Genomic DNA, 25,663 nt, shown 5'->3' with positions numbered 1-25,663 from the left:
GCAGCGCGACCCGGTTGTTACCGGGGGGGGGGAAATCAGGACTTAAATCCCGCCGCCGTCATCAGTAAGCGAAAGAATGAACCGACGGCCGCCAGGGCCAGCACGCTGCCGCCCCAGAGAATGATCAGCCACATCAGACGTTTCCAGATTGATTGTTCCATTAATGATACCCCTCACCATGTTGAACTTTGCCGCGGAAAACGTAGTAGCTCCAGAAGGTGTACACCAGGATTATCGGGATAATCAGCAGTGCGCCCACCAACATAAAGCCCTGACTTTGCGCCGGAGCCGCCGCCTGCCAAAGGGTAATAGACGGTGGAATGATGTGTGGCCAGATACTAATCCCCAACCCGCTGAAACCGAGAAAAATTAAACCCAGCGTCAATATAAATGGCGGGGCATGGCTATGCTGCTGGCCCAGAGAACGCCACAGCCACAGGCTCATTAGCGCAACCAGCAGCGGCACCGGCATCAGGAGCCACAGATTTGGCAGGCTAAACCAACGATCGGCAATGGCACTGTGCGCCAGCGGCGTCCACAGGCTGATAATGGCAATGACAGCCAACATCGCCAGCAGCAGTTTTTTTGCCACACTGCGCATTTTATCCTGTAGCGGGTTTTCGCTTTTCATCACCAGCCATGTTGCCCCCAGCAGGGCGTAGGCCACCACCAGTCCCAGCCCGCAAAACAGCGTGAAAGGCGTTAACCAGTCAAACGGACCGCCGCTGTAGCTGCGGCCAGTGACGGAAAATCCGTTGAGGACCGCGCCCACGACCACTCCCTGGGTAAACGTGGCAAGAATTGAACCGCCCAGAAAGGCTTTATCCCAGAATGGTCGATGCGCCGGCGTGGCCTTGAAGCGAAACTCAAAGGCAACGCCACGAAAAATCAGGCCAATCAGCATCAGGGTGAGTGGGATCGTCAGTGCATCGACAATGACTGCATAGGCCAGAGGAAATGCGCCAAACAATCCTGCACCGCCCAGCACCAGCCAGGTTTCATTCCCATCCCATACCGGTGCGACGCTGTTGACCATCACGTCGCGGTCATCAGCGTCCTGAATAGCGGGAAATAAAATACCGATCCCGAGATCAAAGCCGTCCATCACGATATACATCAGCGTGGCGAACACGATAATAACGAACCAGATAACTGATAAATCAATACCCATTAGCGATGTGCCTCAGCTTGAGAATCGAGGACGGCAGCGGAAAGCGGCCGTGCGGGTGTGCCAGCTGGCGGGAGGGTCGGATCATCTTCCTGTGGTCCTTTACGGATCAGGCGAATCATGTAGCTATAACCCACACCGAAGACCGAGCTGTAAACCACAAAGAAAGCCAGCAGGCTGATGCTCATATGCAAATCACCATGTGCGGAAACCGCATCCGCTGTGCGTTGCAAACCGTAAACCACCCACGGCTGACGGCCAACTTCAGTGGTCACCCAGCCAGCAAGGATGGCAATCAGACCGGAAGGGCCCATCCACAAGGCAAAGCGCAAGAAAGCGCGCGAGGTGTATAAACGCTGCTTATAACGTAACCACAAGGCAAACGCACCCAACAGGATCATCAGCATGCCTAGCCCCGCCATAATGCGAAACGACCAGAACACCATGGTGGAGTTGGGCCTGTCTTCTTTAGGAAACTCTTTCAGGGCCGGGACCTGTTTATCCAGACTATGGGTCAGGATCAGACTGCCCAGCGCCGGAATTTCCAGCCCATAGTGGGTGCGCTCCTGCTCCATATCCGGCCAGCCGAACAGTAGCAACGGAGTCGGTTCGCCGGGCGGATTTTCCCAGTGTCCTTCAATCGCGGCAATTTTTGCCGGCTGGTGCTTCAGCGTATTCAACCCGTGCATATCGCCAATCAATGCCTGCAGCGGGGCGACGATCAGCGTCATCCACAGCGCCATCGAAAACATGGCGCGAATAGCCGGAGTGTTATTCCCGCGTAATAAATGCCATGCCCCTGACGCTGCGACAAATAGCGCACTGCTCAGGAAGGCGGCAACGGACATATGCAACAAACGATATGGGAATGACGGGTTGAAAATAACGGCGAACCAGTCGACGGGAACAACCTGTCCATTGACGATTTCATAGCCCTGTGGAGTCTGCATCCAGCTGTTGGAGGCCAGTATCCAGAAGGTAGAAATAATTGTCCCCAGCGCAACCATGCAAGTTGCAAAGAAGTGCAGGCCTGGCCCCACACGGTTCCAGCCAAACAGCATTACGCCGAGGAAGCCTGCTTCGAGGAAGAAGGCGGTTAACACTTCATAGGTCAGCAGCGGCCCGGTGATGCTCCCGGCAAACTCAGAAAAACCGCTCCAGTTAGTGCCGAACTGATAAGCCATCACCAGCCCGGACACTACGCCCATACCAAAGTTTACGGCGAAGATTTTCGACCAGAAATGATACAGCGAACGCCAGGTCGGATTTTTGGTTTTCAACCAGAGACCTTCCAGTACCGCCAGATAGCTGGCAAGACCGATAGTAATGGCCGGAAAAATGATGTGAAAGGACACCGTAAACGCGAACTGGATCCTCGCCAGGTGAAACGCGTCAAGACCGAACATGCTTAACTCCGCAGGCAAAATTGATTTGGCGCAATTCTAAGCCCCTGGCGAAATGTGGGGCAGAAACAGAACAGTTCTTTTTAACCATAACAGTTGTGCTGCCGTTATAGGTCGCACGATCTGATATGCAATCTGGTCCCGCATTTGAATTTTACTTCGACGATAATGAGTTTATCCCGTGGTCTGCGGTGATTGACGGTGCTGATGACTATGTGAACATCACCTGTTTATTCGCCTTAAAGCACACCCCGAAAATTGATGCTGTACAGATAGCTGCCCGGGCCTCAGGCAAAGAGCTTTCGCTAACGATGTTGTAAAACTGTTAACTATAACAGTTCTGAAAAAATCGTTATTTATGTAGACTGATATATACAGAGGTTGTCACCGATACCGAATATCAGGACGAAAAATGAAGAAATACCAGCGACTGGCGGAGCAAATTCGCGATCAAATCGCGTCTGGCGTATGGCAACCAGGCGATCGGTTGCCCTCTTTGCGCGAGCAGGTGGCAAGCAGCGGGATGAGTTTTATGACCGTGGGGCATGCCTACCAACTGCTGGAAAGTCAGGGGCGGATCATCGCCCGGCCCCAGTCGGGCTATTATGTTGCCGCGCGCCCCGAACGCGAAGCCGCCGTGCCGCAGGTACAGGTCATGCGCGATGAGGCCGTGGATATCAACACCTACATCTTTGACATGCTGCAGGCCAGTCGTGATGCTTCCGTGATGCCGTTTGCATCCGCTTTCCCCGATCCACGCTTATTTCCGCTTCAGCAGCTTAATCGCTCGCTGGCTCAGGTGAGTAAAACGGCTACCGCCATGAGTGTTATCGAAAACCTGCCGCCAGGAAATGATGAACTGCGTCATGCTATTGCCCGTCGATATGCGCAACAGGGAATGACCCTTTCCCCGGATGAAATTGTGATCACCACTGGCGCACTTGAAGCGCTTAACCTGAGCCTGCAGGCGGTCACTGAGCCGGGGGATTGGGTGATTGTCGAAAATCCGTGTTTTTACGGCGCATTACAGGCTCTGGAGCGATTGCGCCTGAAGGCGTTGTCCGTTGCCACCGACGTGAAGGACGGAATCGACCTTGTCGCACTGGAGCAGGCCCTACAGGAGTACCCGGTCAAAGCCTGCTGGCTGATGACCAACAGCCAAAATCCGTTGGGTTTTACACTTAGCGCACGGAAAAAAGCCCATCTGGTCGCATTACTGGAAAAATACAATGTGATGCTGATTGAAGATGATGTTTACAGCGAACTCTATTTTGGCCGGGAGAAACCACTGCCGGCTAAAGCGTGGGATCGAGGAGACAGGGTGTTGCACTGTTCATCTTTCTCGAAATGTCTGGTCCCCGGATTTCGCATCGGTTGGGTTGCTGCCGGGAAACATGCCCGTCGTATTCAGCGACTCCAGTTGATGAGCACCTTATCCACCAGTTCCCCAATGCAGCTTGCGTTGGTGGACTACCTGTCGACCCGGCGTTATGACGCGCATTTGCGACGGCTGCGTCGTCAGTTGGCGGAACGCAAACAGCAGGCCTGGCAAACGTTGCTGCGTCATCTTCCGGCAGAGGTCAAAATACACCATAACGACAGCGGCTATTTTCTGTGGCTCGAACTGCCAGAACCGCTGGATGCGGGAGAACTCAGCACCCAGGCGCTGGCGCACCACATCAGCATCGCACCAGGTAAGATGTTTTCAACCTCGGGGACATGGTCACGTTTCTTTCGTTTTAATACCGCATGGCACTGGGGTGAACGCGAAGAACAGGCGGTTAAACAGCTTGGAAAATTAATTCGCGAGATGATGAAATAAAACTGAATGTGCTATTCAATATAAAAGAATAGCGCATTCTTATTTTAGAAATAGTGAATGTTAAACCCTGATGTTATTTATATCAGGTGCCACCATACGAAATATCAATAGTTCTTCCTGGTGCCACCCTGGCACTTAACTCCTTGTCTATACTCCAGAAGATTAAATTACTTTGCTATAACCCGTGGCGTAATGAGCGTTAGCTCACAACCTGATTAAATTTCCTTGCGCCAGCAGGAACGCTTTCAACACCCCGACTATTTTTAGGAAAGGACATATATTTACGGCAAGGCTGCCGCTCAATATTTTTTCGACAGGAGTAAGACGTTATGAGCAAGCAATTTGCCCTCAGTAGCTTGTGTGCACTCAGTATGACGCTGATGACAGCCCATGCAGCCGAACCCCCAACATCATTAGATAAACCGGAAGGGCGCCTGGATATTATTGCCTGGCCAGGTTATATCGAACGCGGACAAACCGATAAACAATATGACTGGGTTTCGCAGTTTGAGAAGGAAACCGGTTGTGCCGTCAATGTTAAAACAGCGGCCACATCAGACGAAATGGTGAGCCTGATGGCGAAAGGCGGCTATGACCTGGTGACGGCTTCTGGTGATGCTTCACTGCGTCTGATTATGGGCAAACGTGTCCAGCCTATAAATCCTGCGCTTATCCCAAACTGGAAAACTATCGATCCGCGCGTGGTCAAAGGGGAATGGTTTAACGTCGGTGGGAAAGTTTACGGCACTCCTTATCAATGGGGTCCCAACTTGCTGATGTATAACACCAAAACCTTCCCAACGCCGCCAGATAGTTGGAAAGTGGTGTTCGTCGAGCAAAAACTTGAGGACGGAAAAAGCAATAAAGGACGAGTCCAGGCGTACGATGGCCCGATCTATATCGCCGATGCGGCGCTGTTCGTCAAAGCCACTCAACCGCAGTTGGGTATCACCGATCCCTATCAGCTCACCGAGAAACAGTATCAGGCGGTCATCAAAGTCCTGAGCGATCAGCACGCACTGATTCATCGCTACTGGCATGACACCACTGTGCAAATGAGTGACTTCAAAAACGAAGGTGTGGTGGCATCAAGCGCCTGGCCCTATCAGGCTAACGCCCTGAAAGCAGAAGGCCAGCCAATCGCCACGGTTTTCCCGAAAGAGGGCGTCACCGGTTGGGCTGACACCACCATGCTGCATAGCGAAGCAAAACATCCTGTTTGTGCTTACAAATGGATGAACTGGTCATTAACCCCGAAAGTTCAGGGCGACGTCGCAGCCTGGTTTGGATCTCTGCCGGTAGTCCCTGAAGGTTGTAAAGCCAGCCCGCTGCTGGGCGAAAAAGGCTGTGAAACCAACGGCTATAGCTATTTCGACAAAATTGCTTTCTGGAAAACGCCAATCGCAGAAGGTGGAAAATTCGTTCCTTACAGTCGCTGGACGCAGGATTACATCGCCATTATGGGCGGTCGTTAATTCCGCTGGGGGTTTTATGACGTACGCAGTGGAGTTTCATAATGTCTCGCGTCTGTACGGGGATGTTCGTGCAGTTGATGGGGTAAGTATTGCAATTAATGATGGTGAGTTTTTCTCTATGCTGGGGCCATCCGGCTCCGGCAAAACGACCTGTCTGCGCATGATTGCAGGGTTTGAGCAGCTTTCGGGCGGTTCAATTAAAATTTTTGGTAAGCAAGCCAGTGAATTACCGCCCTGGGAACGGGACGTCAATACGGTATTTCAGGATTACGCACTATTCCCGCATATGTCGATTCTCGACAACGTGGCTTATGGGCTGATGGTGAAAGGCATTGATAAAAAGCAGCGTCATGCCAGGGCACGCGAAGCGTTAGATAAGGTTGCGCTCGGCTTTGTCTATGAGCGCAAGCCATCACAACTCTCTGGTGGACAGCGTCAGCGTGTAGCGATTGCCCGTGCGTTGGTCAATGAGCCTCGCGTCCTGCTGTTGGATGAGCCACTTGGCGCGTTGGATCTCAAGCTACGCGAACAGATGCAACTGGAGCTGAAAAAACTCCAGCAGTCTCTCGGTATCACCTTTATTTTTGTCACCCACGATCAGGGTGAGGCGCTGTCGATGTCCGATCGTGTGGCGGTATTTAACAATGGTCGTATCGAGCAAGTGGATTCACCGCGAGAACTCTACATGCGTCCGCGCACGCCGTTTGTGGCGAGTTTTGTAGGTACGTCAAACGTCTTTGACGAAGCGATGTCGGCAAACGTCTGTGGCTTACAGGGGATGTTCTCGCTGCGCCCGGAACACATTCGGTTAAATGATATGGCGGGCGAGGTTCAGGCTCGGGGTGTCATTCAGGCGGTGCAGTACCAGGGGGCGGCGACGCGTTTTGAACTGAAACTTGCCGGTGGTGAAAAGTTGCTGGTGAGCCAGGCGAACCTGACGGGAGAAATGCTGCCGTCGGCGCTGTCGCCGGGTCAGCAGGTGATGGCATCGTGGTCACGGGATGTCATGGTTCCGCTGGTAGAGGAGAGGTGAATGGCTATGAACGTCATACATTCGCCAGCACAGTCGACAAAGCTGAACCGTATCTCGGGGTTCTTCTGGCGTAATCCAGGGCTTGGGCTGTTTTTGCTACTGCTCGGGCCGCTGATGTGGTTTGGCATCGTCTACTTTGGATCGTTGCTGACGCTGTTGTGGCAAGGTTTTTACACCTTCGACGATTTCACTATGTCGGTGACGCCAGACCTGACGCTGGCGAATCTGCAGGCGCTGTTTAACCCGGCTAATTACGACATCATTGTGCGAACGTTGACAATGGCGGTGGCGGTGACGATTGCCAGCGCCATTCTGGCGTTCCCGATGGCATGGTATATGGCGCGCTATACCAGTGGCAAAATGAAAGCCTTTTTTTACATTGCCGTCATGTTGCCGATGTGGGCGAGCTATATCGTCAAAGCCTATGCGTGGACGCTGCTGTTAGCGAAAGACGGTGTGGCGCAGTGGTTTCTAACCCATCTCGGGCTGGAGCCACTGTTGACCGCTTTCCTCACCTTGCCGGCTGTCGGCGGTAATACGCTGTCAACATCGGGATTAGGGCGCTTTTTGGTTTTTGTCTACATCTGGCTTCCCTTTATGATCCTGCCGGTTCAGGCTGCTCTGGAACGGCTTCCGCCCTCGCTTTTGCAGGCATCGGCCGATCTGGGCGCGCGTCCTCGTCAAACCTTCCGCTATGTGGTTTTCCCGCTGGCAATACCCGGTATAGCCGCCGGTTCTATCTTTACTTTTTCACTGACGCTGGGTGACTTTATTGTGCCGCAACTGGTGGGACCGCCGGGATATTTCATCGGCAACATGGTGTATTCGCAACAAGGGGCCATCGGCAATATGCCAATGGCGGCGGCATTCACTCTGGTGCCCATTGTCTTAATTGCACTGTATCTGGCGTTCGTGAAGCGTCTGGGAGCTTTCGATGCACTCTGAACGCGCACCCTGGTTACTCAAACTGGCAGCATGGGGAGGGGTTCTTTTTCTGCACTTTCCCATCCTCATCATCGGCACCTATGCTTTTAATACAGAGGAGGCTGCTTTTAGTTTTCCGCCTCAGGGACTGACATTGCGTTGGTTTAGCGTGGCGGCGCAGCGTAGCGATATTCTTGAGTCAGTGACGTTGTCACTTAAAATCGCCGCGTTGTCGACAGCAATCGCTCTGGTACTGGGTACGCTGGCGGCGGCTGCGCTGTGGCGCAGGGACTTTTTCGGTAAAAGCGCAATATCGCTGTTGCTGCTGTTGCCGATTGCGCTGCCGGGCATTATTACCGGCCTGGCACTGCTGACGGCATTTAAGACCATCAACCTGGAACCGGGTTTTCTCACGATCGTGGTGGGTCATGCGACGTTTTGCGTGGTGGTTGTCTTTAACAACGTCGTGGCGCGTTTTCGCCGTACCTCATGGAGTCTGGTTGAAGCGTCTATGGATCTTGGCGCCAACGGCTGGCAAACCTTTCGTTATGTCGTGCTGCCCAATCTGGCATCAGCACTGCTGGCGGGGGGCATGCTGGCGTTTGCCTTGTCGTTTGATGAAATCATCGTGACAACGTTCACCGCCGGACATGAAAGAACACTTCCGCTGTGGCTGCTCAATCAACTGGGTCGCCCACGAGATGTGCCTGTTACCAACGTTGTGGCATTGCTGGTAATGCTGGTAACAACACTGCCAATTTTAGGGGCCTGGTGGCTAACGCGTGAAGGCGACACCGTCGCCGGAAACGGTAAATAAACGACGATATGGGAAATTGCTATGCAACATCAATTACTGATTAACGGTGAGCTGGTCAGCGGTGAAGGTGAAAAGCAACCAGTTTATAACCCTGCCACTGGTGAACTTATTCTGGAGATTGCTGAGGCGTCATCCGCGCAGGTTGATGCCGCAGTGCGCGCGGCAGACAATGCGTTTGCCTCCTGGGGCCAAACCACGCCGAAAGTGCGTTCGGAGCTGTTGTTAAAGCTGGCGGACACCATTGCAGATAATGCACAGACCTTCGCTGAGCTGGAATCGCTTAACTGCGGTAAACCACTACATTGTGTGCTTAATGATGAAATTCCGGCCATCGTGGACGTTTTCCGTTTCTTCGCGGGGGCTGCGCGCACCCTGCAAGGACAGGCCGCCGGGGAGTATCTGGAAGGGCATACCTCCATGATTCGTCGCGATCCGCTGGGTGTGGTGGCCTCCATCGCGCCGTGGAACTACCCGCTGATGATGGCGGCATGGAAGCTGGCTCCAGCGCTGGCCGCCGGTAACTGTGTGGTGATTAAACCATCAGAAATTACCCCGCTGACGGCGCTTAAACTGGCCGAATATGCGAAAGATATTTACCCGGCTGGCGTTATCAACGTCCTGTTTGGTCGTGGTAAAACAGTGGGCGATCCGCTGACCGGCCATGAAAAAGTACGTATGGTTTCACTGACCGGCTCCATTGTGACCGGGGAACATATTATCCAGCATACTGCGCCTTCGATTAAACGCACGCATATGGAACTGGGCGGGAAAGCCCCGGTGATTATTTTTGATGATGCGGACCTTGATGCGGTGGTCAGTGGTGTACGGACCTTTGGGTATTACAACGCCGGACAGGATTGCACTGCTGCCTGTCGAATCTACGCGCAAAAAGGCATCTATGATGCGTTGGTCGAAAAGCTCGGCGCTGCAGTTGCCAGCCTGAAAATCGGCTCACCGAATGATGAAACGACAGAACTGGGACCGTTAAGCTCACAGGCGCATCTTGACAGGGTAGCTAAAGCGGTCGATGACGCGAAAGCGCTCGGACACATTAAGGTCATCACCGGCGGCAAAAAAGTGGAGGGTTCAGGCTACTATTTTGCGCCAACGTTGCTGGCGGGCGCGAAACAGGAAGATGCTATCGTGCAGCGTGAGGTCTTTGGCCCGGTGGTCAGTGTTACCGTCTTTGAAGATGAAGATCAGGTCCTGGCGTGGGCCAATGATTCGAAGTATGGACTGGCCTCGTCAGTCTGGACGCGGGATGTTGGTCGCGCGCACCGACTGAGTGCCCGCCTGCAGTATGGTTGCACCTGGGTCAATACGCACTTCACGCTGGTTAGCGAGATGCCCCACGGCGGGCAAAAACAGTCTGGGTATGGCAAGGATATGTCGGTTTACGGGCTGGAAGATTACACGATTGTTCGCCATGTCATGATCAAGCATGAGTAATATCTTAAGCGCGAGCGGTAAATGGGGCACGGATAGCTAAATATTGGTAAACGTGTGTCTATACTATTCGCGCCACTGGCCTCGTCGCCATCGGACGGCGGTAAGTTGGAAATATCCGCGAGGTCAGGCTAATTTGCACACCATCAGGCCCCGGCACAATGTCGGGGCCTGATTATTTAGGTGATTGTTCTAACGACGGCACAGGCTACATAGCCAGGCGATGAACGCACAGATAGTCAGAACCAATCCCAGTTGCTGCACGATACCCGCTAACCCTAACATCATTCCCAGTAACAGGTAGTAGCATAATCCGAACAGAGCACCTGCGGCCCCGGCCTGTTCACGATAGTGATGCAGAGCCTGACTCAACACATTGGGGATCGCGATGCCATAGGCAACAACAACCCCAACCACTGGCAACAGAATCCAGACTGAATGCTGTAGCCACCATGCCGCGAGACCAGACAGCAGAGCTAAAGCACAGGCATGGCGCACCAGATATCCCGATGACAAGCCGATCGTTAACAGCTTGCGATTCAGCAGGCTGCCTGACAGTGACGCGAGGGCAAGCAAGGATCCCGTCCAGCCAAATGCCCTGGAACTCCATCCTAACTGTCCGAAAAGAAACGGGGCCAGGCTGTAGTAGCTGAATAGCATAGTATTCAACAGAGCAACCAGCATGGCATTTTTCCACAGTGTACTGTCCCTCACCATCCGGGAGACCAGTCCCGTTAATTGTGGTCTGCGCGTAGTCTCCGGCCGTGTTTCCGGCAATAAGGCTGCGGTTAACATCAGTAGCAGTATCGCCAGCAATACCAGCGCAGTAAAAACGCCCGTATGGCCGTAAAGACTGACTAACCAACCTCCGCTCACCAGACCAAAAACCGGGCTGATTGCCAGTGCTGCGCCCATAATGGAAAAAATGCGGGACAGTGTTGTTGATTCATAACTGTCCCTCAACATAGTCTGCACCACAACAGACCCGGCGGCCGCGCCAATGGCTGATACCATACGGGCCAGCAGCAAGACGCTGAAATCAGTGGCAATAACCGCCATTACGGAACCCGCTCCGTAACAGAGAAGTCCAGCTACCATTGCCCACCGTCGTCCAATGCAGTCGCTAAGCCAGCCCCATAGCGCAACCCCCACGGCAAAGGCGACAAAATAAACGGAAAGTGTTTGAGCAGCACGTTCACTGCTTATTTGAAAAAACGTGGCGATATTTGGCAACGCCGGGCTGTAAATGGTTTCCACCAGTTGTGGAAACATAATCAGTAATGTGAGAAGCCACAAGGGCGGTCGATGGGTCATATTCATGGCAATATCCAAGAAGCAAAAAACTTGGGGGGATTATTGCTGAATAGAAAATGTCTTATTACCATTATCAGGACTTTATATATCAAATATCGGACAGATGATGAAAATTGCGCCTGATGATGTCTTCGACCCGGATGGTTTTAAGGAAACAGTAGTGGGTATTGCCTCTGATATGGGCGTACATGATTCAGGTCGGCACAGTCATCTTCGCCATCAGTTACTCTTTTCGGCGGCGGGGTGTATCACCATTGAACTGGAAAATACCCTGTGTCTGCTTCCGCCTCGCCGTGCGGTCTGGATCCCCGCGGGTACGGTTCACCGGGCCATCATGCGCGGGGTGATGGCTTATCGGTCATTATATTTTTCAACCATTCTGCCGCCGTTATCCGCATTGCCGCTACAGGTTGTCGAAGTGAACCCGCTCTTTTTTGAAGTCATAGAACGGATGGCATTCTGGCCCTGGCAAATGACAGAAACGCAGCAGGCCAGCCTCATCACTGTTTTTTGTGAGGAAATCAGGGCCGCACGCCGTGAAAACTGGACGTTGCAGTTTCCCTCTGATGTCCGCCTGAATCTGTGGCTGGAAGGGGTTCGAATGGGGACGTTACCGCCCCGACTGAATCAGTTGTCCCGCCTGGTCGGTGCCTGCGAACGGACAATCAGCCGCATCTTTATCAGGGATACAGGGATGAATTATCAGACCTGGCGGCAGCAATTCAGGCTGTTAAAAGCGATGGAGATGTTGGCGGAGGGTGACTCAATCAGCCAGGTGGCGCAACAGCTGGAATTTGTTAGCGACAGTGCTTTTATCGTGTTTTTTCGGCAGTTTACAGGTACGACACCGACCCGCTATCACGGGGAAATAATGCCGCAGAAGGATTAGGGGTGTTACATATTAAGGATAATTTACCGGGCAGTGGCGGAGTGGGAAGATCGTTTACTAATGGCAGAGAGAAGATTTTCTCTCTGCCAGCAGGCGCTGCAATTCATCAAAAAGAGTCACATCAAGCAAACCAGCCGAACCTTACGGAGATCAGGCTGAAAAGTCCTACAGCAGCAAATATATTTATCAGCACCACGGTCTTACTGGAAACATTCATTTTTGCCACCTTTCGTTTTTACCCCTTTGGGTATAGTACGGCTTATAGCTATCCGCAATAGTACGAAATCTGAACATATTGAAAGTGGGCTGTTATTTAGGCGGTTTTCTTAAATAAACGAATAAAACTTGATGTGGGTCATAAAAGAGAGCATATTGCGCGCGATTTTCTCTTCTGGCCTGGATGCCCTAAATGTCTCTATACCAAAAAATGTTGTTTTTTTATGCGGTAATGGCTGCAATTGCGGCCATTACCACCTGGTTTCTGTCACGTGATAAAAAACGTATTCGCTTTCTGAGCGCGGTATTAGTCGGGGCGACATGGCCGATGAGCTTTCCCGTCGCACTCCTGTTTTCTCTTTTCTGATGGCGTTGTCAATGCCGTTTCAGGGGCCCAGCAGAGCGACTAATCGCAGTCTGTCGTCTTTGGTTACGTCCAGGGGATGCTGGTATCCCACGTTTTCATTCGCACGGGTGTACAACGCAACCAGCCAGTCGTAAACGTGTCGGCTTGCACCGTGCTGCGGCTGCTCATCCAATTGAGTCAGGCGCGACATCGGTTGTTGTACTGGCGCACTGAAAATAGCCGCACCCTTGAGGATCCTGCTGGCAGGGCGTTGTTCCTCTGCAACGTTGGCGTAGCCGAGCCAGGTAATAAAATCACCGATATCGGCGTGTAACTGCGCCCCGCAGACATTCTCTCGCTGCATAATCTGCTGAAGGCGTTGAGGCATCTCCAGTCGATAGCTGGTAGTGATAAGAATGTCGGCTACCTGTCTAAGCGTTCGCGGATCAAGCCGCAATCGGCGCGCATTATTGTCATCACGACACCACTGACGCACATGGTTGATCCACATTTTGTGCGCCTGGTATCCGGTCTCTTTGCTTTCGGATGCATGCGACGGTTCCCGGACGTCGGCAAACAGGTCAATCTCTTCATTAAAGAGTCCACTGACTTGTTCTTCACGTGGCTGCTGGATACGCAGCAACGACTCAAAGCAGCGCATCGGTGGTAGTAACCCCTCCAGGAGTTCACCATGCTTTGCTGCCTGGGCCTGAAGCTGGCGGATCACTGTCTCGCTGGAGTCTGGCACGCTTTCGCTGTCGTTAAGCCAGCTCATCAGCGCCTCACGAACACGCTGTTGATGCTGTTCATGCAGGGACGTTAATCGCGACTGGCGTTGTTGAGCGGATGTCGCTTGCGACAGCCATTCAGCAAGGCGCAACAGGCTGTGTTTATCCAGTGCCTGCAATGTTCCCCAGCGCAACCCGGGCTTGCCCATTAATTGCTGCACGGCCTCATCAAGGTTTTGCTGTGTGCTAAAACGAGCATCTTGTGGCGTAATGGCCCACACAACCCCCGGTAATGCCGCATCGTGTACGGGTTGGGTATCGTTGGCCCAGCTCATCAGCTTACGCGTGATGGCCGGTGTCTGCGAGCGTGAAGACACTGCGTTGCAGATCAGCAGGACATCGGGTTGCAGATGCTGGCGGTAATGTTCCAACATCCAGCCTAATTTGGCCCGCCACAGCGGGTTGGGGTGGGCATCCGGTGCGAGGGGAATATCGAGCAGGTCGACGTTTTCCAACACCGAGTCTTCGACAGTCAGCACCAGTTCACGCGTCAGCAGCGCCAGCGATTCCAGCGACAGACTGACCGCGTTAAGCAACTGATGGTTTGCAACAGGATGAACCACCACATCGCTTTGCGCGTCATTCCCGGTTAATGCGACCTGGGTCAGGAAGCTTTCGGCGGGCAAGCCAAAATGATCGACCAACAAACTCAGCGGTGCGGCTAGCTCGTGCGCCTGTCCGGTTTGTTGCAAAGTATGCGCTAATGCCAGCCATTGCTGTGTTAACTCTGGTTGTTCTCCCCACAACAGCGCCCAGGCGTGAGCGCGGGTGGTTAGATCCAGCGCCGGCAGCAATGTAGCAAATTGATGCCATAGTGCATCATCAATTTGCTGCTGGTTTGCAGGAACACAAGAGCGCCAAAAACGGCCGATGGCGGCTACGTCATGTGCCGTGATGCCCTGAACCGGATGACGTTGACGCAGCGTTTGCCATTTTTCTAACCGGGCTTCAATAATCGATTTTTCAACCTGGCGGCTGTCAGGCATTGCGCAAAACTGTGTGATAAACAGCTGTACCAGTTCCGCTTCACTCAGTAGGTGCAGACGCAGGGGCCACTCGCTATCAACGGGATTGTCTTCACGCGTAAAGCGGATCGCCATATTGGTCGGCGCATGGCCCGGATTGATATGCGAAAAATAATCAAAACTGCGATCCGGTGTAGCAATATTCAATTTCCCACTGGTGTTGCTGCACAGTGCGGACAACAGATGTGCTTTTGCTGGCTGTGAATGACCGTACAGACCCACACAGCCACGCGCTGAAAACGCCGTATTCAGCGCAGACTCAGTAACCGCGGCGATGGTGAGCTGAGCGAGCAGGGAATCCGCTTCATCATCAAGACGCGCTGCGCGCTGGCGTGTGTCATTCACCCATTCGATGGCGGCTTGTGCTGTGTTAAACATCTTACTCATTTCAGGTACACACTCCCGCTATCAATCCAGTAATGGCTGCCGCTATGGCGACGATCTGCCAGTGTATTCAGTTTTAACGTTAGGGCATTGGCGGCAACGGGCGTGCCATCCTGTAGCCAGGCATCACTGAGAACGAAAAATTCCGGCCCTGTCTCTTTGCTGCCGCCGCGCAGTTGCAGCCGTACATTTAATACGCCGTCACCGGCAATCGTTTTTGCCAGCTCAGCAGAATTGATGCTCAGCGTATACAGCGGGGTGGCTGGCCAGCGGCTGTTTGCTAACTGGCGAAAGCCCAGCGTCACGTTGCCGCGCAGCGGGAAGTGCAGACGGGTATCCAGTTTTGCTCCAGGTTTATCCAGATCGATGTCGTGATACCAGATATTCTCATCGCGCAACGTATTGACCGTATTATCCAGTACGCCTAGGTAGCGGACCGTCGAGTACGCGCCGATATCCGCAGCTTTAAAATTAAAGCGCGGCAGGCGTAAATCCAGCGCCAGGCTACACAGCATCGCGCCAACGGCAGCGGTAGATTTTGGATTGCCGATACGCCCTTGCTGGCTGAACGGATACCACTCATGTACGCGATAGCTGTCCATCCAGATCATGCGGTTGACCGGAACGGGTTGCAGATGGCGGATTAGCGCCTGAACCCCCGGCAAACAGGCGGGTCTGCCAGTGACTAACAAAATATCGCAACGATAGTGGGAAATCGCTTCGCAAACGGCGTGCAGAGGGGATGTCAGGGTAAATTGCCCTGCCAGCAGCGCTTCTTGCAACTGCCTGAACTGTACCTGCAACGGAACGCTCAGCACATCAAAAGCCGGTGAACCAGACGGTAAAGCATGATCGATAGCCTGCTGGATATAGTTCATCACATTGCGTGTCGGGCGCTGAGAAAGCAGTTCGCCAAAGGTGGCGTGCAACCCCGCTACGGTATCGTTAATATCGCTTTGCTCCCAGGCACTGAGCACCGCATGACCCAGTGGCATAAAGAGTTGCAACGCGGTTTGTTGTCGCAAAATAGCCTGAGTATCGATTCTCCCGGAATCACCAAACAGTGTGGCCAGCAGCGCGGCGGCATCGGTCACGCCAGCTTGTTGTAAGCGGGTTTGCAGGGCGGGCAGTATGCAGCGTTGTATGACATCCAACAACATGTCGTCCCCGGCGACTTTGAAGCCTTCACGGAACAGCAGATGCGGGGTGATTTTGACATTCGCCCCAACGCCGTCATCCAGTTGATAATGGACCACGGCCATATCCGTCGTGCCGCCGCCAATATCGATGGAGGCGACGCGCAGTGCACGACCTTTAACTTCACCGGGTTCTGGCTGGCGGTCCGGACGGGCGAGGGCGTTAAAGAACGATTCTGTGTGCCCGTCATAGTGTGAAATCGCTTCGTTATACAGCCAAACCAACTGTCCGCAGCTGGCCTCATCCCACTCCATCTGGATCTCAGGTACGGGAACAACGCTCTTTTCTTGCTGTTTGCGGGTGGTGAAATCTTCGTCCTGCGGGTGCCAGCCCATTGCTTTCCAGACCAGCGCAATGGCTTCAAACATACGCAGACGGAAGATCTCTCGCTCCTGTTTTGGCATGGCTGACGGCAGAGTGAGGATCAGCGTGCGCAACTGGCGTGGAGAGGCCGGGAACCCGAGACGCAGCCGTGTCGCTACGCTGTTAATTTGTCCCAGCGCCTGGGCCAGAATCTCGCACAACATATGCGTCATCAGCGTGCTGCGGCTGTATTGTGGTGAGAACACCGGCAGCCGGTCATCTTGCGGCAGGCTGAACAGCGGCTGACCGTCATCGTTCATCAGATTCATCAGCGGGAAGGCGGTAGCCAGCGGCTCGCGCTGCGTTTTACTGTTCATCTGGCTAAAGCGCCAGTCGTGTAAAACGGGGGTTTCATCCCATAAGTACCGGCGTGGGCTGGAGATCCCACTACTGCCTTCCGTTCCCATACGCTGCATCGCCAGCTTACGGGCTTCATCCCCAACGCGGACAATCGACGGCCAGATAAAGGCATCATCGCGGCCACTCTCAACGGAGAAATGTTGCTTACCAAAGCGCGCCTCGGAAAACTCCAGTCGGCTGGTGAACAGGGGATCGTTGAGGAACTGTGGTTCACTTAATGAACGCACCTGCAATTCAGCCGTCTGACGCAAACCGTCATTGGCATCGCCATGATCTTCAATCAACACGCCGCAGGTATGGGTATTGCCAATATCCAGAATCAGATCGACAGGAATCGCGGGCGTGCTGAGCGTATGGGTCACCAGCTTCACTTCCGGGACGGAAAGTTGTTCGCCTAACAGGGTCAACAAATTCAGCCAGTGCGCCTGGTATTCAAAGTTGCGTAGAGCTTGTTGGATCTCCTGCTCTGAACGGTTTTCTTGCTGTGTGACGTGCTGCAAAAAGGACTCGCGTAGCCAGCCATCAATCCACGTCTGGTCGAGGAAATCTGCGATCTCATTATCGTGCCAGGCCAGCGCAAATCGCGTGCCATTCAGCAGATCGTTCTCATTGGGCGTCAATGCTGCCGGGGCTTCAGTCAACTGACTGTCCAGCGCCACCGTGACACGGTGAGTATTGCCGGCACTGTCCGGCTGTGCGAGTTTTCGCACCTGGACGCGCGCCCAGTTATCCGGGCCTTCAACAAATGTGCGGGGCGGGTTAAAACGCAGGAACGGCAGCGGCAACCAGACACCGTCAAGTACGTCCAGAGAATAATGCAGCGTCTGCGTGCTTTCCGGTTTCACTACTTCGGGTTGGCCACCGGTATTACCCGGCAGGGTATAGCGTCCCGACGCCAGATCAAAATCCAGACGCAGTAGCGGACCGTTTGCCGTTTTGCGAACAAAACGACCGTGGTGCGCAGATTCCTGTGGTGTCAGCCCAAAATCCAGAAATTGCACACCGCTATTGGCGATGAGCGTTACGCTCTGTTTGTAATCACACAGATTCACCAACATAAAATCAGGCACCTATCTTTTTGATCGTCAAAGGGATTTCCGCGTGTTCGTCATAACGTGCGGTACAAGCTGCGACGTCGTTTGTTCCTGCTTTGCAGGTGATTTCAGGCATTGGGTAACGCGAACCGTCCGTGCAACGGGCATTCCCGCGACTCTTAATCATTAATTCGCCCGATTGATGCAGACCAGAGAAAATTTCGGCGCGGCAAACGATATTGTCGCCATGCACGACGCGCGCAGTGCCCTTATTGGCCTGGATCTGATAGCGCAGCGATGGGGCTTTACCGCTGACCGGATCTTTTATATCGACCAGCACACGCCAGTTGCCGTTAAGAAAACGTGTTGTACCTGCCTTCATCTGGTTGGCATCCATTACCAGCGCATCTTTCGGGATGGCGGCTATCACCACCGGTCCTTCTACGGGCTTCTCTTTTTTCACTGGTGGAATAACGTCAGCCCGATGCAGCGGCAGCGAAGGTGTTAGTTCAGGCAGCGGTTTACTGTCTACCTTTGCAACGTCAATGGAGGCAACCGCAGGTGCGGGAGATTCCGTGTGTTGTTTCCACAATAGCGGCCCTGCAATGGCGGCAATCACTGCAGCAGCAACGGGCAGGGTCCACAGCGGCAGGCGTCGCGTAGGCTTACGCTGTACTGGCGGCGGCGCAATCTCTGGCTCACTTACAATGACAGGGGGTTGTGGTTCGGGTTCAGCGGGTTTCGGTAGCTCAATAGCTGTTGTCAGCAGCGGGGTACCGGCCTCGGCGAAAGTGATTTCCGCCGGGATTTCTTCGACTTCCGGCTCCGGTTCAGGTGCCAATACAACCGGGGGAACGTCGGTATGACGCAGGCAATCGAGTACATCGTCACGGGTGTTTTCATTCAGATTGACGAAGCCCCAGAACGTAATGACGGGCTTGCCATCAACCAGGAACACGTGGTTCTCACCTGGAAACTGGATGGCTTTGTCGAGAAGTGAACCAAACAGTTGCAGAGAAGTTTTACCCGATTGCAGGCTTTTCCGGCTCAGTGCCGCGGCATTCTCCAGCGTACTGGACAGATAGCGCAGAGCCCGAAAACGCGCATCTTCATCAGCGGCTTTCCACGCGACAGCCTTTCCTTCAACCGGGGAATACCAGTCCACCCGATCGCCACTGTCGTTAACTTGTGGTATTGCCAGACAATCCGCCATCGCCTGTTGTTTACGCAGACGAAGCGTTTCACGAATTTGTAGTGCTGAATCAAACACGGCCTGACCACCGCCACCCACGGCCTGATAGTCATCCAAATTGCCGCTGCGCAAGAGAGTTTTTGCCACGTAATTGCCCCTTAGACTTCTTCACACATCTACTTTACGGGGAATAAAAGTAAGCAAACGTTGGAAGAGAGGCAAAAAGGGGCGAATTTTCATGGCATAGAGTATTGGGAAAAATCTTGACGTTTTGAAAAAGACTTAAGGTAAATTATTTCACCTGCGATGATGAATTAATCAGCGAAACCTGCCAGATTAGAATAACCTGATAGAGATTTGTTATTAGTGCGTATTTGCCAGCTATGCTCTGATAGACGAGTAAATAATAAAAGAAGAAGGCTTATAACCATGATTGCAAGGAAAACGCTGCTCGCGCTGGCACTCAGCGCCGTCTTACCAACAGGCGCTGCATATGCCGCCAGTACTGATACCATCGTTTACTGTTCTGAAGCATCCCCGGAATCATTTAACCCCCAAATAGCCAGTTCAGGTCCGTCGTTTGTCGCCAGTTCACAGGTGTTGTACAACCGATTGATCAACTTCGATCCGGTCAAAAATACTCCGGTCCCGTCTCTGGCAACGGAGTGGACAATTTCCCCCGACGGCAAGACCTACACATTTACCCTGCGTCAGGGCGTGAAGTTCAATAGTAATAAGTTCTTTAAACCTACCCGTGATTTCAATGCTGATGACGTCGTTTTCTCAGTATTACGCCAGAAAGATGCCGATCATCCGTACCATAAGGTTTCACAGGGTAGCTATGAATATTTCAACGATGTTGGCCTGGACAAACTGATCAAAGAGGTTAAGAAGGTTGATGATTATCACGTTCAGTTTGTTCTGAACGAACCCAACGCTGCATTTCTTGCTGACTGGGGGATGGATTTTGCCTCTATTCTTTCGGCTGAATATGCCGACGAGATGCTGAAAAAAGGCACGCCGGAAAACGTCGATAACTGGCCGATTGGTACCGGGCCTTATGTCTTGCAACAGTACAAGCAGGATTCACAAATCCGCTATCTGGCCAACCCGAACTACTGGGATGGTGAAGTTCCAACGAAACATCTGATTTTCTCCATCACACCAAACGTACAGACGCGACTGGCGAAACTGCAAACCAACGAATGCCAGATTATTCCCGCGCCAGCACCGGTGCAGTTTGATGAAATCAAAAAGAACAAAGATCTGACGCTGCATTCGGTTGAAGCGCTGAACGTCGGTTATCTGGCGTTTAATACGGAGAAAAAACCGTTTGATAACGTACTTGTGCGCCAGGCGCTGAACTATGCGACAGATAAAAAAGCCATTATTAACGCGGTCTTTTTAGGTTCCGGAACGGTGGCGAAATCGCCAATCCCGCCGAATATGATGGGCTTCAATAAAGACCTGAAAGATTACGCTTACGACCCGCAGAAAGCGAAAGAGCTGCTGAGGAAAGCGGGGCTGGAAAACGGTTTTGAAGCGACACTGTGGTCTATGCCGGTGCAACGCCCCTATAACCCGAACTCTCGTCGTATTGCTGAGATGATTCAAAGCGACTGGGCAAAAGTTGGTGTGAAGGCGAAAATCGTCTCCTGGGAATGGGGGGAATATCTCTCCGGGATGCGTAAAGGCGAGCACGATACTGCGTTGTTTGGCTGGATGTCAGATAACGGTGACCCGGATAACTTTGCCGATGTTCTGCTGGGTTGTGACAGCATTAAAACCGGATCAAACGCCGCGCGCTGGTGTGATAAAGAGTATAATTCGCTGGTTCAAAAGGCGAAACTGGTGAGCAAACCGCAAGAGCGCGCCGCACTTTACCAGCAGTCGCAGGAAATTTTCTATCAGCAGGCCCCGTGGATTGCGCTGGCGAATGGCAAAACCTTCTATGCCACACGCAGCAATGTCAGCGGATACAGCGTTAGCCTGATGGGCAGTGATTTTTCAAAGGCGAAATTAAATTAATGAGTTAAGGAGGGAGTATGTCGCATCTGGATGAGGTCAGCGCACGTGTTGATGCCGCCATTGAAGAGAGCGTCATTACGCATATGAATGAATTGCTGATTGAGTTGAGCGATGATGTTGCGTTGAGCCGGGAAGATCGTTACACCCAGCAACAACGTTTGCGTACGGCAATTGCACATCATGGGCGCCAGCATAAAGAAGATATGGAAGCGCGTCGTGAGCAGTTGACCAAAGGCGGCTCTATTCTTTGATATTTCCTTGCCGGATGACGGTGTTCACACCTTATCCGGCGTTCTGTAGGCCTGATAAGCAAAGCGCCATCAGGCAATTAAAACGAACGTCTTGCCACCAGCCAGGCACCCACAACCAGCAATATCGCACCGCATACCGGACCCACCAGCGCGCGAAGCGGTACACCCTGGCTACGCAGAATATCCAGCACCAGACCGCCAATAAGCTGGCTGGCGACCAGCACCGCGATGGTGGTGGCAGCGCCTACGTTTTGGTATCCGCTGATACTGGCAAAAACAAAGAACGATCCCAGTAAACCCGGGATTAATGTCCACCAGCGCACGCTGGAAACCAGTTCGCCAAATCCCGCCGCACCTTGTTTAAACCACAGTATGCTGACAAACAAGACGATCCCGACCAGTGAGTTAAGCAACATAGCAATAAGGATTGTCGAGGACATCTGGGTAATGCGTACCATCAAAGTGTTTTGCACCACCAGACCAATACCTGCGGCAATCAGAAAGGAGAGGGTCAGCGTCTGGTTCATCCACGCGCATCCGGTTCGCTGCGGTCGTCTAACTGTAGCTGCATAAAAGTCAGATCCAGCCAACGACCAAATTTAGTCCCGACCTGGGGCATCTGCGCGGTAATATTGAAACCCAGCGTGCTATGCAGGTGGAGCGATGCCTGATTGTGCGACTCAATTCCTGCCACCATGACATGCTTGCCACACGCGCGCGCTTCTTCAATGAGTCTGCTGAGCAGCCTGCGCCCCAGTCCTTTTCCCTGATGTTCCGGGTGCACGTACACTGAATGTTCGACGGTATGACGGAAACCGTCAAAGTTGCGCCAGTCGCCAAAAGAGGCGTACCCCGTGACGACGCCATTCTCTTCACTTACCAGTACCGGATACCCCATCAGTTGGCGAGCCTCATACCAGGAGATGCGGTTTTCGGCATCGACCGTTTGATCGTTCCAGATAGCGGCCGTATGCAGTACGGCGTGATTGTAGATTTCTGCGATGGCGGCGCAGTCGTCTTTGCTGGCAAATCGAATTGACATGTTGAACCTCAGGGGTTGTTCACTATAGTATTACAATATGAATACTATTGAAGACAGCATAAATCAACGGATCAGTGCAAGAATTCGCATTGAGCGGGAATCTCGCGGCTGGTCGCTGACGGAACTTGCCGAACGAGCAGGGGTCTCGCGGGCGATGATCCATAAAATAGAACGTGGAGAGAGCAGTCCAACGGCGACGCTACTGGGACGGCTTTCCGGTGCGTTTGGTATCAGCATGTCGACGCTGATTGCCCGAGCCGAAATGCAGGAGGGTAAACTGCTGCGTTTCGCCGACCAGCCGGTCTGGCACGATCCGCAAAGCCACTATTTGCGCCGTCACGTATCTCCGCGCAGCGATCTGCCTATCGATCTGGTGCAAATCGAATTACCGGCCGGCAGTGATATCCCGATGCCCGCCTCTTCCTACGTGCAGGCCCGACAGCTTCTCTGGTTGCAGCAGGGCGAATTGGTGTTTGTGGAAGGTGATACACGCCATGAAATGAAAGCCGGGGACTGCCTGGAGCTGGGGCCGCCAAATGACTGTCGGTTTATCAATGAAACCGCGCAGTCCTGCGTTTATCTGGTTGTGCGGTTAAACCACGCTGGCAATTAATGTGAAAGCATCACAGAGAAAGCGCGTCTACTATTGATGGATTCATGCCAAAAGCTGAGGAGAACATCAATGGGTCAACAAATGCAACGCAATCGTCGCTGGGTTCTGGCGTCACGCCCGCATGGCGCACCGGTGCCCGGTAACTTCCGTCTGGAAGAAGAGGCCATCACCCCCCCCGGTGACGGAGAGGTGTTACTGCGTAACGTCTACCTCTCACTCGATCCCTATATGCGTGGGCGTATGAGTGACGAACCGTCTTATTCGCCCCCGGTTGAGATTGGCGCAGTGATGGTGGGCGGCACGGTCAGTCGGGTCGAGGCATCGAATCATTCGGATTTTAAACCCGGTGAATGGGTGTTGAGCTATAGCGGCTGGCAGGACTTCGCCATCTCAAAGGGTTCTGATTTGGTAAAGTTAGGCGATCATCCTGAGCATCCTTCCTGGGCGCTTGGTCTGCTGGGTATGCCGGGCTTTACGGCGTATATGGGGCTGCTGGATATTGGCCAGCCCAAAGCCGGTGAGACACTGGTTGTTGCTGCGGCAACCGGACCTGTTGGCGCAACCGTGGGCCAGATCGGTAAACTGAAGGGCTGTCGGGTCGTTGGGGTAGCTGGTGGGGCAGAGAAATGTCGCCATGCTACTGACGTGTTGGGCTTTGATATTTGCCTCGATCATCATGCCCCCGATTTCGCACTCCAACTGGCACAAGCCTGTCCGCAGGGTATCGATATCTATTATGAAAACGTCGGCGGTAAAGTTTTTGATGCCGTTTTGCCGTTACTCAACACCTCCGCGCGTATTCCGCTGTGTGGTCTGGTGAGTGGTTATAACGCCACATCACTGCCGACGGGCCCAGACCGTTTACCGCTGCTTATGGCCACGTTACTGAAAAAACGTATTCGCTTGCAGGGCTTTATCATTGGTCAGGATTATGGTCACCGCATTCATGAATTTCAGCGAGAAATGGGGCGCTGGGTCCAGGAAGGCAAGATCCACTATCGCGAGCAGGTCACTGAGGGGCTGGAAAATGCACCGGAGACGTTTATCGGTCTGCTGACCGGTAAAAACTTTGGCAAGGTCGTAATTCGGCTTGCTGAAGAGTGATTCGGAGGGGTTAAAGACGGTAACAGCCGGATGGCGTCAACGCCGCCATCCGGCAAGCGTTGTAGAGCCAATCTGTCTGAATATTGATTTCGCCGCAAGCGAGTATTCATGGAGAAAATAAGCAGGTTTTCACCGAATGTGAATAAACACTCCACTTTGCGATAAATAATGATTACTATTCTCATTCTTAAAAAGGCAAAACCATGATTTTGCTCATTGAAGCTATGTGAAGCAGTAACAACTGAATTTATCAAAGGGAGTCGTCATGTCTTTACGTCATCTGTTTTCACCGCGCCTGCGTGGTTCTTTACTGTTAGGTTCACTGCTGGTTGCATCATCATTTAGCACGCAGGCTGCGGAAGAACTGCTGCGCAAAGGCGTAGGTAAAGGCGCCTACGAAATGGCGTACAGCCAGCAGGAAAACGCACTGTGGCTGGCCACCTCGCAGAGTCGTAAGCTGGATAAAGGTGGGATAGTTTACCGTCTTGATCCGGTGACGCTTGAAGTGACTCAGGTTATTCATAACGATCTCAAACCGTTTGGCGCGACCATCAATAACGCGACGCAAACGCTGTGGTTTGGTAATACCGTGAATAGCGCGGTGACGGCGATTGATGCGAAAACCGGTGAGGTGAAAGGGCGTCTGGTACTGGATGCGCGTAAACGTTCTGAAGATGTCCGTCCGCTGCAGCCTCGTGAACTGGTCGCCGATGATGCCACCAACAAGGTATACATCAGCGGAATTGGTAAGGAGAGCGTGATTTGGGTGGTGGACGGTGAGACTGTCAAACTTCAGGACACGATTCAAAATACCGGTAAAATGAGCACTGCACTGGCCGTCGACAGCAAGGCTAAACGCCTGTATACCGCCAATGCCGATGGCGAATTCATTACCATCGATACCGCCTCCAACAAAATTCTCAGCCGCAAAAAACTGCTGGACGATGGCAAAGAGCACTTCTTCATTAACCTGAGCCTGGATACGGCAGGTCATCGTGCGTTTGTCACTGACTCTAAAGCAGCGGAAGTGCTGGTTATCGATACCCGTAACGGCAACGTGCTGGCAAAAGTTGCCGCGCCGGAATCCCTGGCCGTACTGTTCAACCCGGTGCGTAACGAAGCTTACGTGACCCACCGTCAGGCCGGTAAAGTCAGCGTGATCGACGCGAAAAGCTATAAAGTGGTTAAAACCTTCGATACCCCGACGTTCCCAAACAGCCTGGCGCTCTCCGCCGATGGTAAAACCCTGTACGTTAGCGTGAAACAGAAATCCACACGCGAGCAGGAAGCGACTCAACCGGACGATGTTATTCGTATCGCCCTGTAATTATTCGGAGGGGGCAACCCCTCCTGTCATTTCTCTATACTCCACGATACGCCTCGTTACACCCCATCGGTAGCCTGACAAACTTCAGAGACTTACACTACG

At 52.9% G+C, this 25,663-nt stretch carries 24 protein-coding genes; 14 read left to right on the top strand and 10 right to left on the bottom strand.

Annotated elements, in window-relative coordinates:
- Nucleotides 1-35: 35 nt before the first annotated feature.
- Genes FDX24_RS03310 through FDX24_RS03300 form a run of 3 tightly spaced genes read right to left on the bottom strand, consistent with a single transcriptional unit; the run spans nt 36 to nt 2,574 of the window.
- A complete protein-coding gene (locus FDX24_RS03310) occupies nt 36-161 on the bottom strand; it encodes a DUF2474 domain-containing protein (protein WP_071887343.1) in 126 nt (41 codons plus the stop codon).
- On the bottom strand, nt 161-1,171 hold the full coding sequence (gene cydB, locus FDX24_RS03305) for a cytochrome d ubiquinol oxidase subunit II (protein ID WP_137363832.1): 1,011 nt from the start codon (nt 1,169-1,171) through the stop codon (nt 161-163). Before cydB ends, FDX24_RS03310 begins: the two co-directional genes overlap by 1 nt.
- Nucleotides 1,171-2,574: a cytochrome ubiquinol oxidase subunit I gene (locus tag FDX24_RS03300; RefSeq protein WP_115602017.1), complete on the bottom strand. Its 1,404-nt coding sequence runs from the start codon at nt 2,572-2,574 to the stop codon at nt 1,171-1,173. The genes cydB and FDX24_RS03300 overlap by 1 nt, the downstream gene beginning before the upstream one ends.
- Before the next feature lie 125 nt (nt 2,575-2,699).
- Between FDX24_RS03300 and FDX24_RS03295 the strand changes: the two genes are divergently transcribed.
- The 7 genes from FDX24_RS03295 (at nt 2,700) to patD (ending at nt 10,091) form a co-directional block, all read left to right on the top strand.
- A complete protein-coding gene (locus tag FDX24_RS03295; RefSeq protein ID WP_226814003.1) occupies nt 2,700-2,891 on the top strand; it encodes a hypothetical protein in 192 nt (63 codons plus the stop codon).
- 92 nt (nt 2,892-2,983) lie between these two features.
- Nucleotides 2,984-4,393: a PLP-dependent aminotransferase family protein gene (locus FDX24_RS03290; RefSeq protein ID WP_061067941.1), complete on the top strand. Its 1,410-nt coding sequence runs from the start codon at nt 2,984-2,986 to the stop codon at nt 4,391-4,393.
- A 329-nt stretch (nt 4,394-4,722) separates the two neighbouring features.
- On the top strand, nt 4,723-5,868 hold the full coding sequence (gene ydcS, locus FDX24_RS03285; RefSeq protein WP_048211602.1) for a putative ABC transporter substrate-binding protein YdcS: 1,146 nt from the start codon (nt 4,723-4,725) through the stop codon (nt 5,866-5,868).
- Nucleotides 5,869-5,884: 16 nt separating this feature from the next.
- Complete coding sequence (locus FDX24_RS03280) at nt 5,885-6,901, top strand: ABC transporter ATP-binding protein (RefSeq protein WP_048211603.1); 1,017 nt, start codon at nt 5,885-5,887, stop codon at nt 6,899-6,901.
- Complete coding sequence (locus tag FDX24_RS03275; protein ID WP_101742159.1) at nt 6,902-7,846, top strand: ABC transporter permease; 945 nt, start codon at nt 6,902-6,904, stop codon at nt 7,844-7,846.
- Nucleotides 7,836-8,642, top strand: coding sequence for an ABC transporter permease (locus FDX24_RS03270; RefSeq protein WP_005126751.1), 807 nt, complete (start codon nt 7,836-7,838; stop codon nt 8,640-8,642). Before FDX24_RS03275 ends, FDX24_RS03270 begins: the two co-directional genes overlap by 11 nt.
- 21 nt (nt 8,643-8,663) lie before the next feature.
- Nucleotides 8,664-10,091 (top strand): aminobutyraldehyde dehydrogenase, encoded by a 1,428-nt coding sequence (patD, locus tag FDX24_RS03265; protein ID WP_137363831.1) that lies wholly within the window; start codon nt 8,664-8,666, stop codon nt 10,089-10,091.
- A gap of 189 nt (nt 10,092-10,280) precedes the next feature.
- Here the strand turns inward: patD and FDX24_RS03260 are convergent, their stop codons facing one another.
- A complete protein-coding gene (locus tag FDX24_RS03260; RefSeq protein WP_137345999.1) occupies nt 10,281-11,408 on the bottom strand; it encodes a multidrug effflux MFS transporter in 1,128 nt (375 codons plus the stop codon).
- A gap of 100 nt (nt 11,409-11,508) precedes the next feature.
- Between FDX24_RS03260 and FDX24_RS03255 the strand changes: the two genes are divergently transcribed.
- Nucleotides 11,509-12,291 carry a helix-turn-helix domain-containing protein gene (locus tag FDX24_RS03255; protein WP_137363983.1) on the top strand — a complete coding sequence of 261 codons (783 nt, stop codon included), beginning with the start codon at nt 11,509-11,511 and terminating at the stop codon, nt 12,289-12,291.
- A 121-nt stretch (nt 12,292-12,412) separates the two neighbouring features.
- Here FDX24_RS03255 and yncL read toward each other — a convergent pair whose 3' ends face one another.
- Complete coding sequence (gene yncL / locus FDX24_RS03250) at nt 12,413-12,508, bottom strand: stress response membrane protein YncL (RefSeq protein WP_071828932.1); 96 nt, start codon at nt 12,506-12,508, stop codon at nt 12,413-12,415.
- A 192-nt stretch (nt 12,509-12,700) separates the two neighbouring features.
- Between yncL and FDX24_RS03245 the strand changes: the two genes are divergently transcribed.
- A complete protein-coding gene (locus FDX24_RS03245; RefSeq protein ID WP_075551376.1) occupies nt 12,701-12,874 on the top strand; it encodes a GhoT/OrtT family toxin in 174 nt (57 codons plus the stop codon).
- Between the two features lie 19 nt (nt 12,875-12,893).
- Here the strand turns inward: FDX24_RS03245 and FDX24_RS03240 are convergent, their stop codons facing one another.
- The 3 genes from FDX24_RS03240 to FDX24_RS03230 are packed head-to-tail and all read right to left on the bottom strand — an operon-like array spanning nt 12,894 to nt 19,343.
- Complete coding sequence (locus FDX24_RS03240; protein ID WP_137363830.1) at nt 12,894-15,053, bottom strand: virulence factor SrfC family protein; 2,160 nt, start codon at nt 15,051-15,053, stop codon at nt 12,894-12,896.
- Nucleotides 15,050-18,028: a virulence factor SrfB gene (locus FDX24_RS03235; protein ID WP_137363829.1), complete on the bottom strand. Its 2,979-nt coding sequence runs from the start codon at nt 18,026-18,028 to the stop codon at nt 15,050-15,052. The genes FDX24_RS03240 and FDX24_RS03235 overlap by 4 nt, the downstream gene beginning before the upstream one ends.
- A gap of 4 nt (nt 18,029-18,032) precedes the next feature.
- Nucleotides 18,033-19,343 (bottom strand): SrfA family protein, encoded by a 1,311-nt coding sequence (locus FDX24_RS03230; RefSeq protein ID WP_137363828.1) that lies wholly within the window; start codon nt 19,341-19,343, stop codon nt 18,033-18,035.
- 282 nt (nt 19,344-19,625) lie between these two features.
- Here FDX24_RS03230 and FDX24_RS03225 point away from each other — a divergent pair, with 282 nt between their 5' ends.
- Together FDX24_RS03225 and FDX24_RS03220 are read left to right on the top strand one after the other, a co-directional pair.
- Nucleotides 19,626-21,224 carry an ABC transporter substrate-binding protein gene (locus FDX24_RS03225; protein ID WP_137363827.1) on the top strand — a complete coding sequence of 533 codons (1,599 nt, stop codon included), beginning with the start codon at nt 19,626-19,628 and terminating at the stop codon, nt 21,222-21,224.
- A 17-nt stretch (nt 21,225-21,241) separates the two neighbouring features.
- A complete protein-coding gene (locus tag FDX24_RS03220) occupies nt 21,242-21,475 on the top strand; it encodes a YdcY family protein (protein WP_048211611.1) in 234 nt (77 codons plus the stop codon).
- 77 nt (nt 21,476-21,552) lie between these two features.
- Here FDX24_RS03220 and FDX24_RS03215 read toward each other — a convergent pair whose 3' ends face one another.
- On the bottom strand, nt 21,553-22,002 hold the full coding sequence (locus FDX24_RS03215) for a DMT family transporter (protein ID WP_137363826.1): 450 nt from the start codon (nt 22,000-22,002) through the stop codon (nt 21,553-21,555).
- Entirely contained in the window at nt 21,999-22,517 is a 519-nt protein-coding gene (gene mddA / locus FDX24_RS03210; RefSeq protein ID WP_048211613.1) for an L-methionine sulfoximine/L-methionine sulfone acetyltransferase, read from the bottom strand. Before mddA ends, FDX24_RS03215 begins: the two co-directional genes overlap by 4 nt.
- Before the next feature lie 37 nt (nt 22,518-22,554).
- Here mddA and FDX24_RS03205 point away from each other — a divergent pair, with 37 nt between their 5' ends.
- From FDX24_RS03205 to FDX24_RS03195, 3 genes are all read left to right on the top strand, one after another.
- Nucleotides 22,555-23,130, top strand: coding sequence for an XRE family transcriptional regulator (locus FDX24_RS03205; protein WP_048211614.1), 576 nt, complete (start codon nt 22,555-22,557; stop codon nt 23,128-23,130).
- A 69-nt stretch (nt 23,131-23,199) separates the two neighbouring features.
- Nucleotides 23,200-24,234 carry an NADP-dependent oxidoreductase gene (locus tag FDX24_RS03200; protein ID WP_101742165.1) on the top strand — a complete coding sequence of 345 codons (1,035 nt, stop codon included), beginning with the start codon at nt 23,200-23,202 and terminating at the stop codon, nt 24,232-24,234.
- A gap of 265 nt (nt 24,235-24,499) precedes the next feature.
- The gene (locus FDX24_RS03195) at nt 24,500-25,561 is read left to right on the top strand and encodes a YncE family protein (protein ID WP_048211616.1); all 1,062 of its coding nucleotides are present in this window, start codon (nt 24,500-24,502) and stop codon (nt 25,559-25,561) included.
- The last annotated feature ends 102 nt before the right edge of the window (nt 25,562-25,663 follow it).

It is taken from the genome of Citrobacter sp. wls716, assembly GCF_005280975.1.
Taxonomy (GTDB): Bacteria; Pseudomonadota; Gammaproteobacteria; order Enterobacterales; family Enterobacteriaceae; genus Citrobacter; species Citrobacter youngae.
The sequence above is the reverse complement of the archived record's forward strand: the minus strand, read 5'-3'. Positions and strand labels throughout refer to the sequence as shown.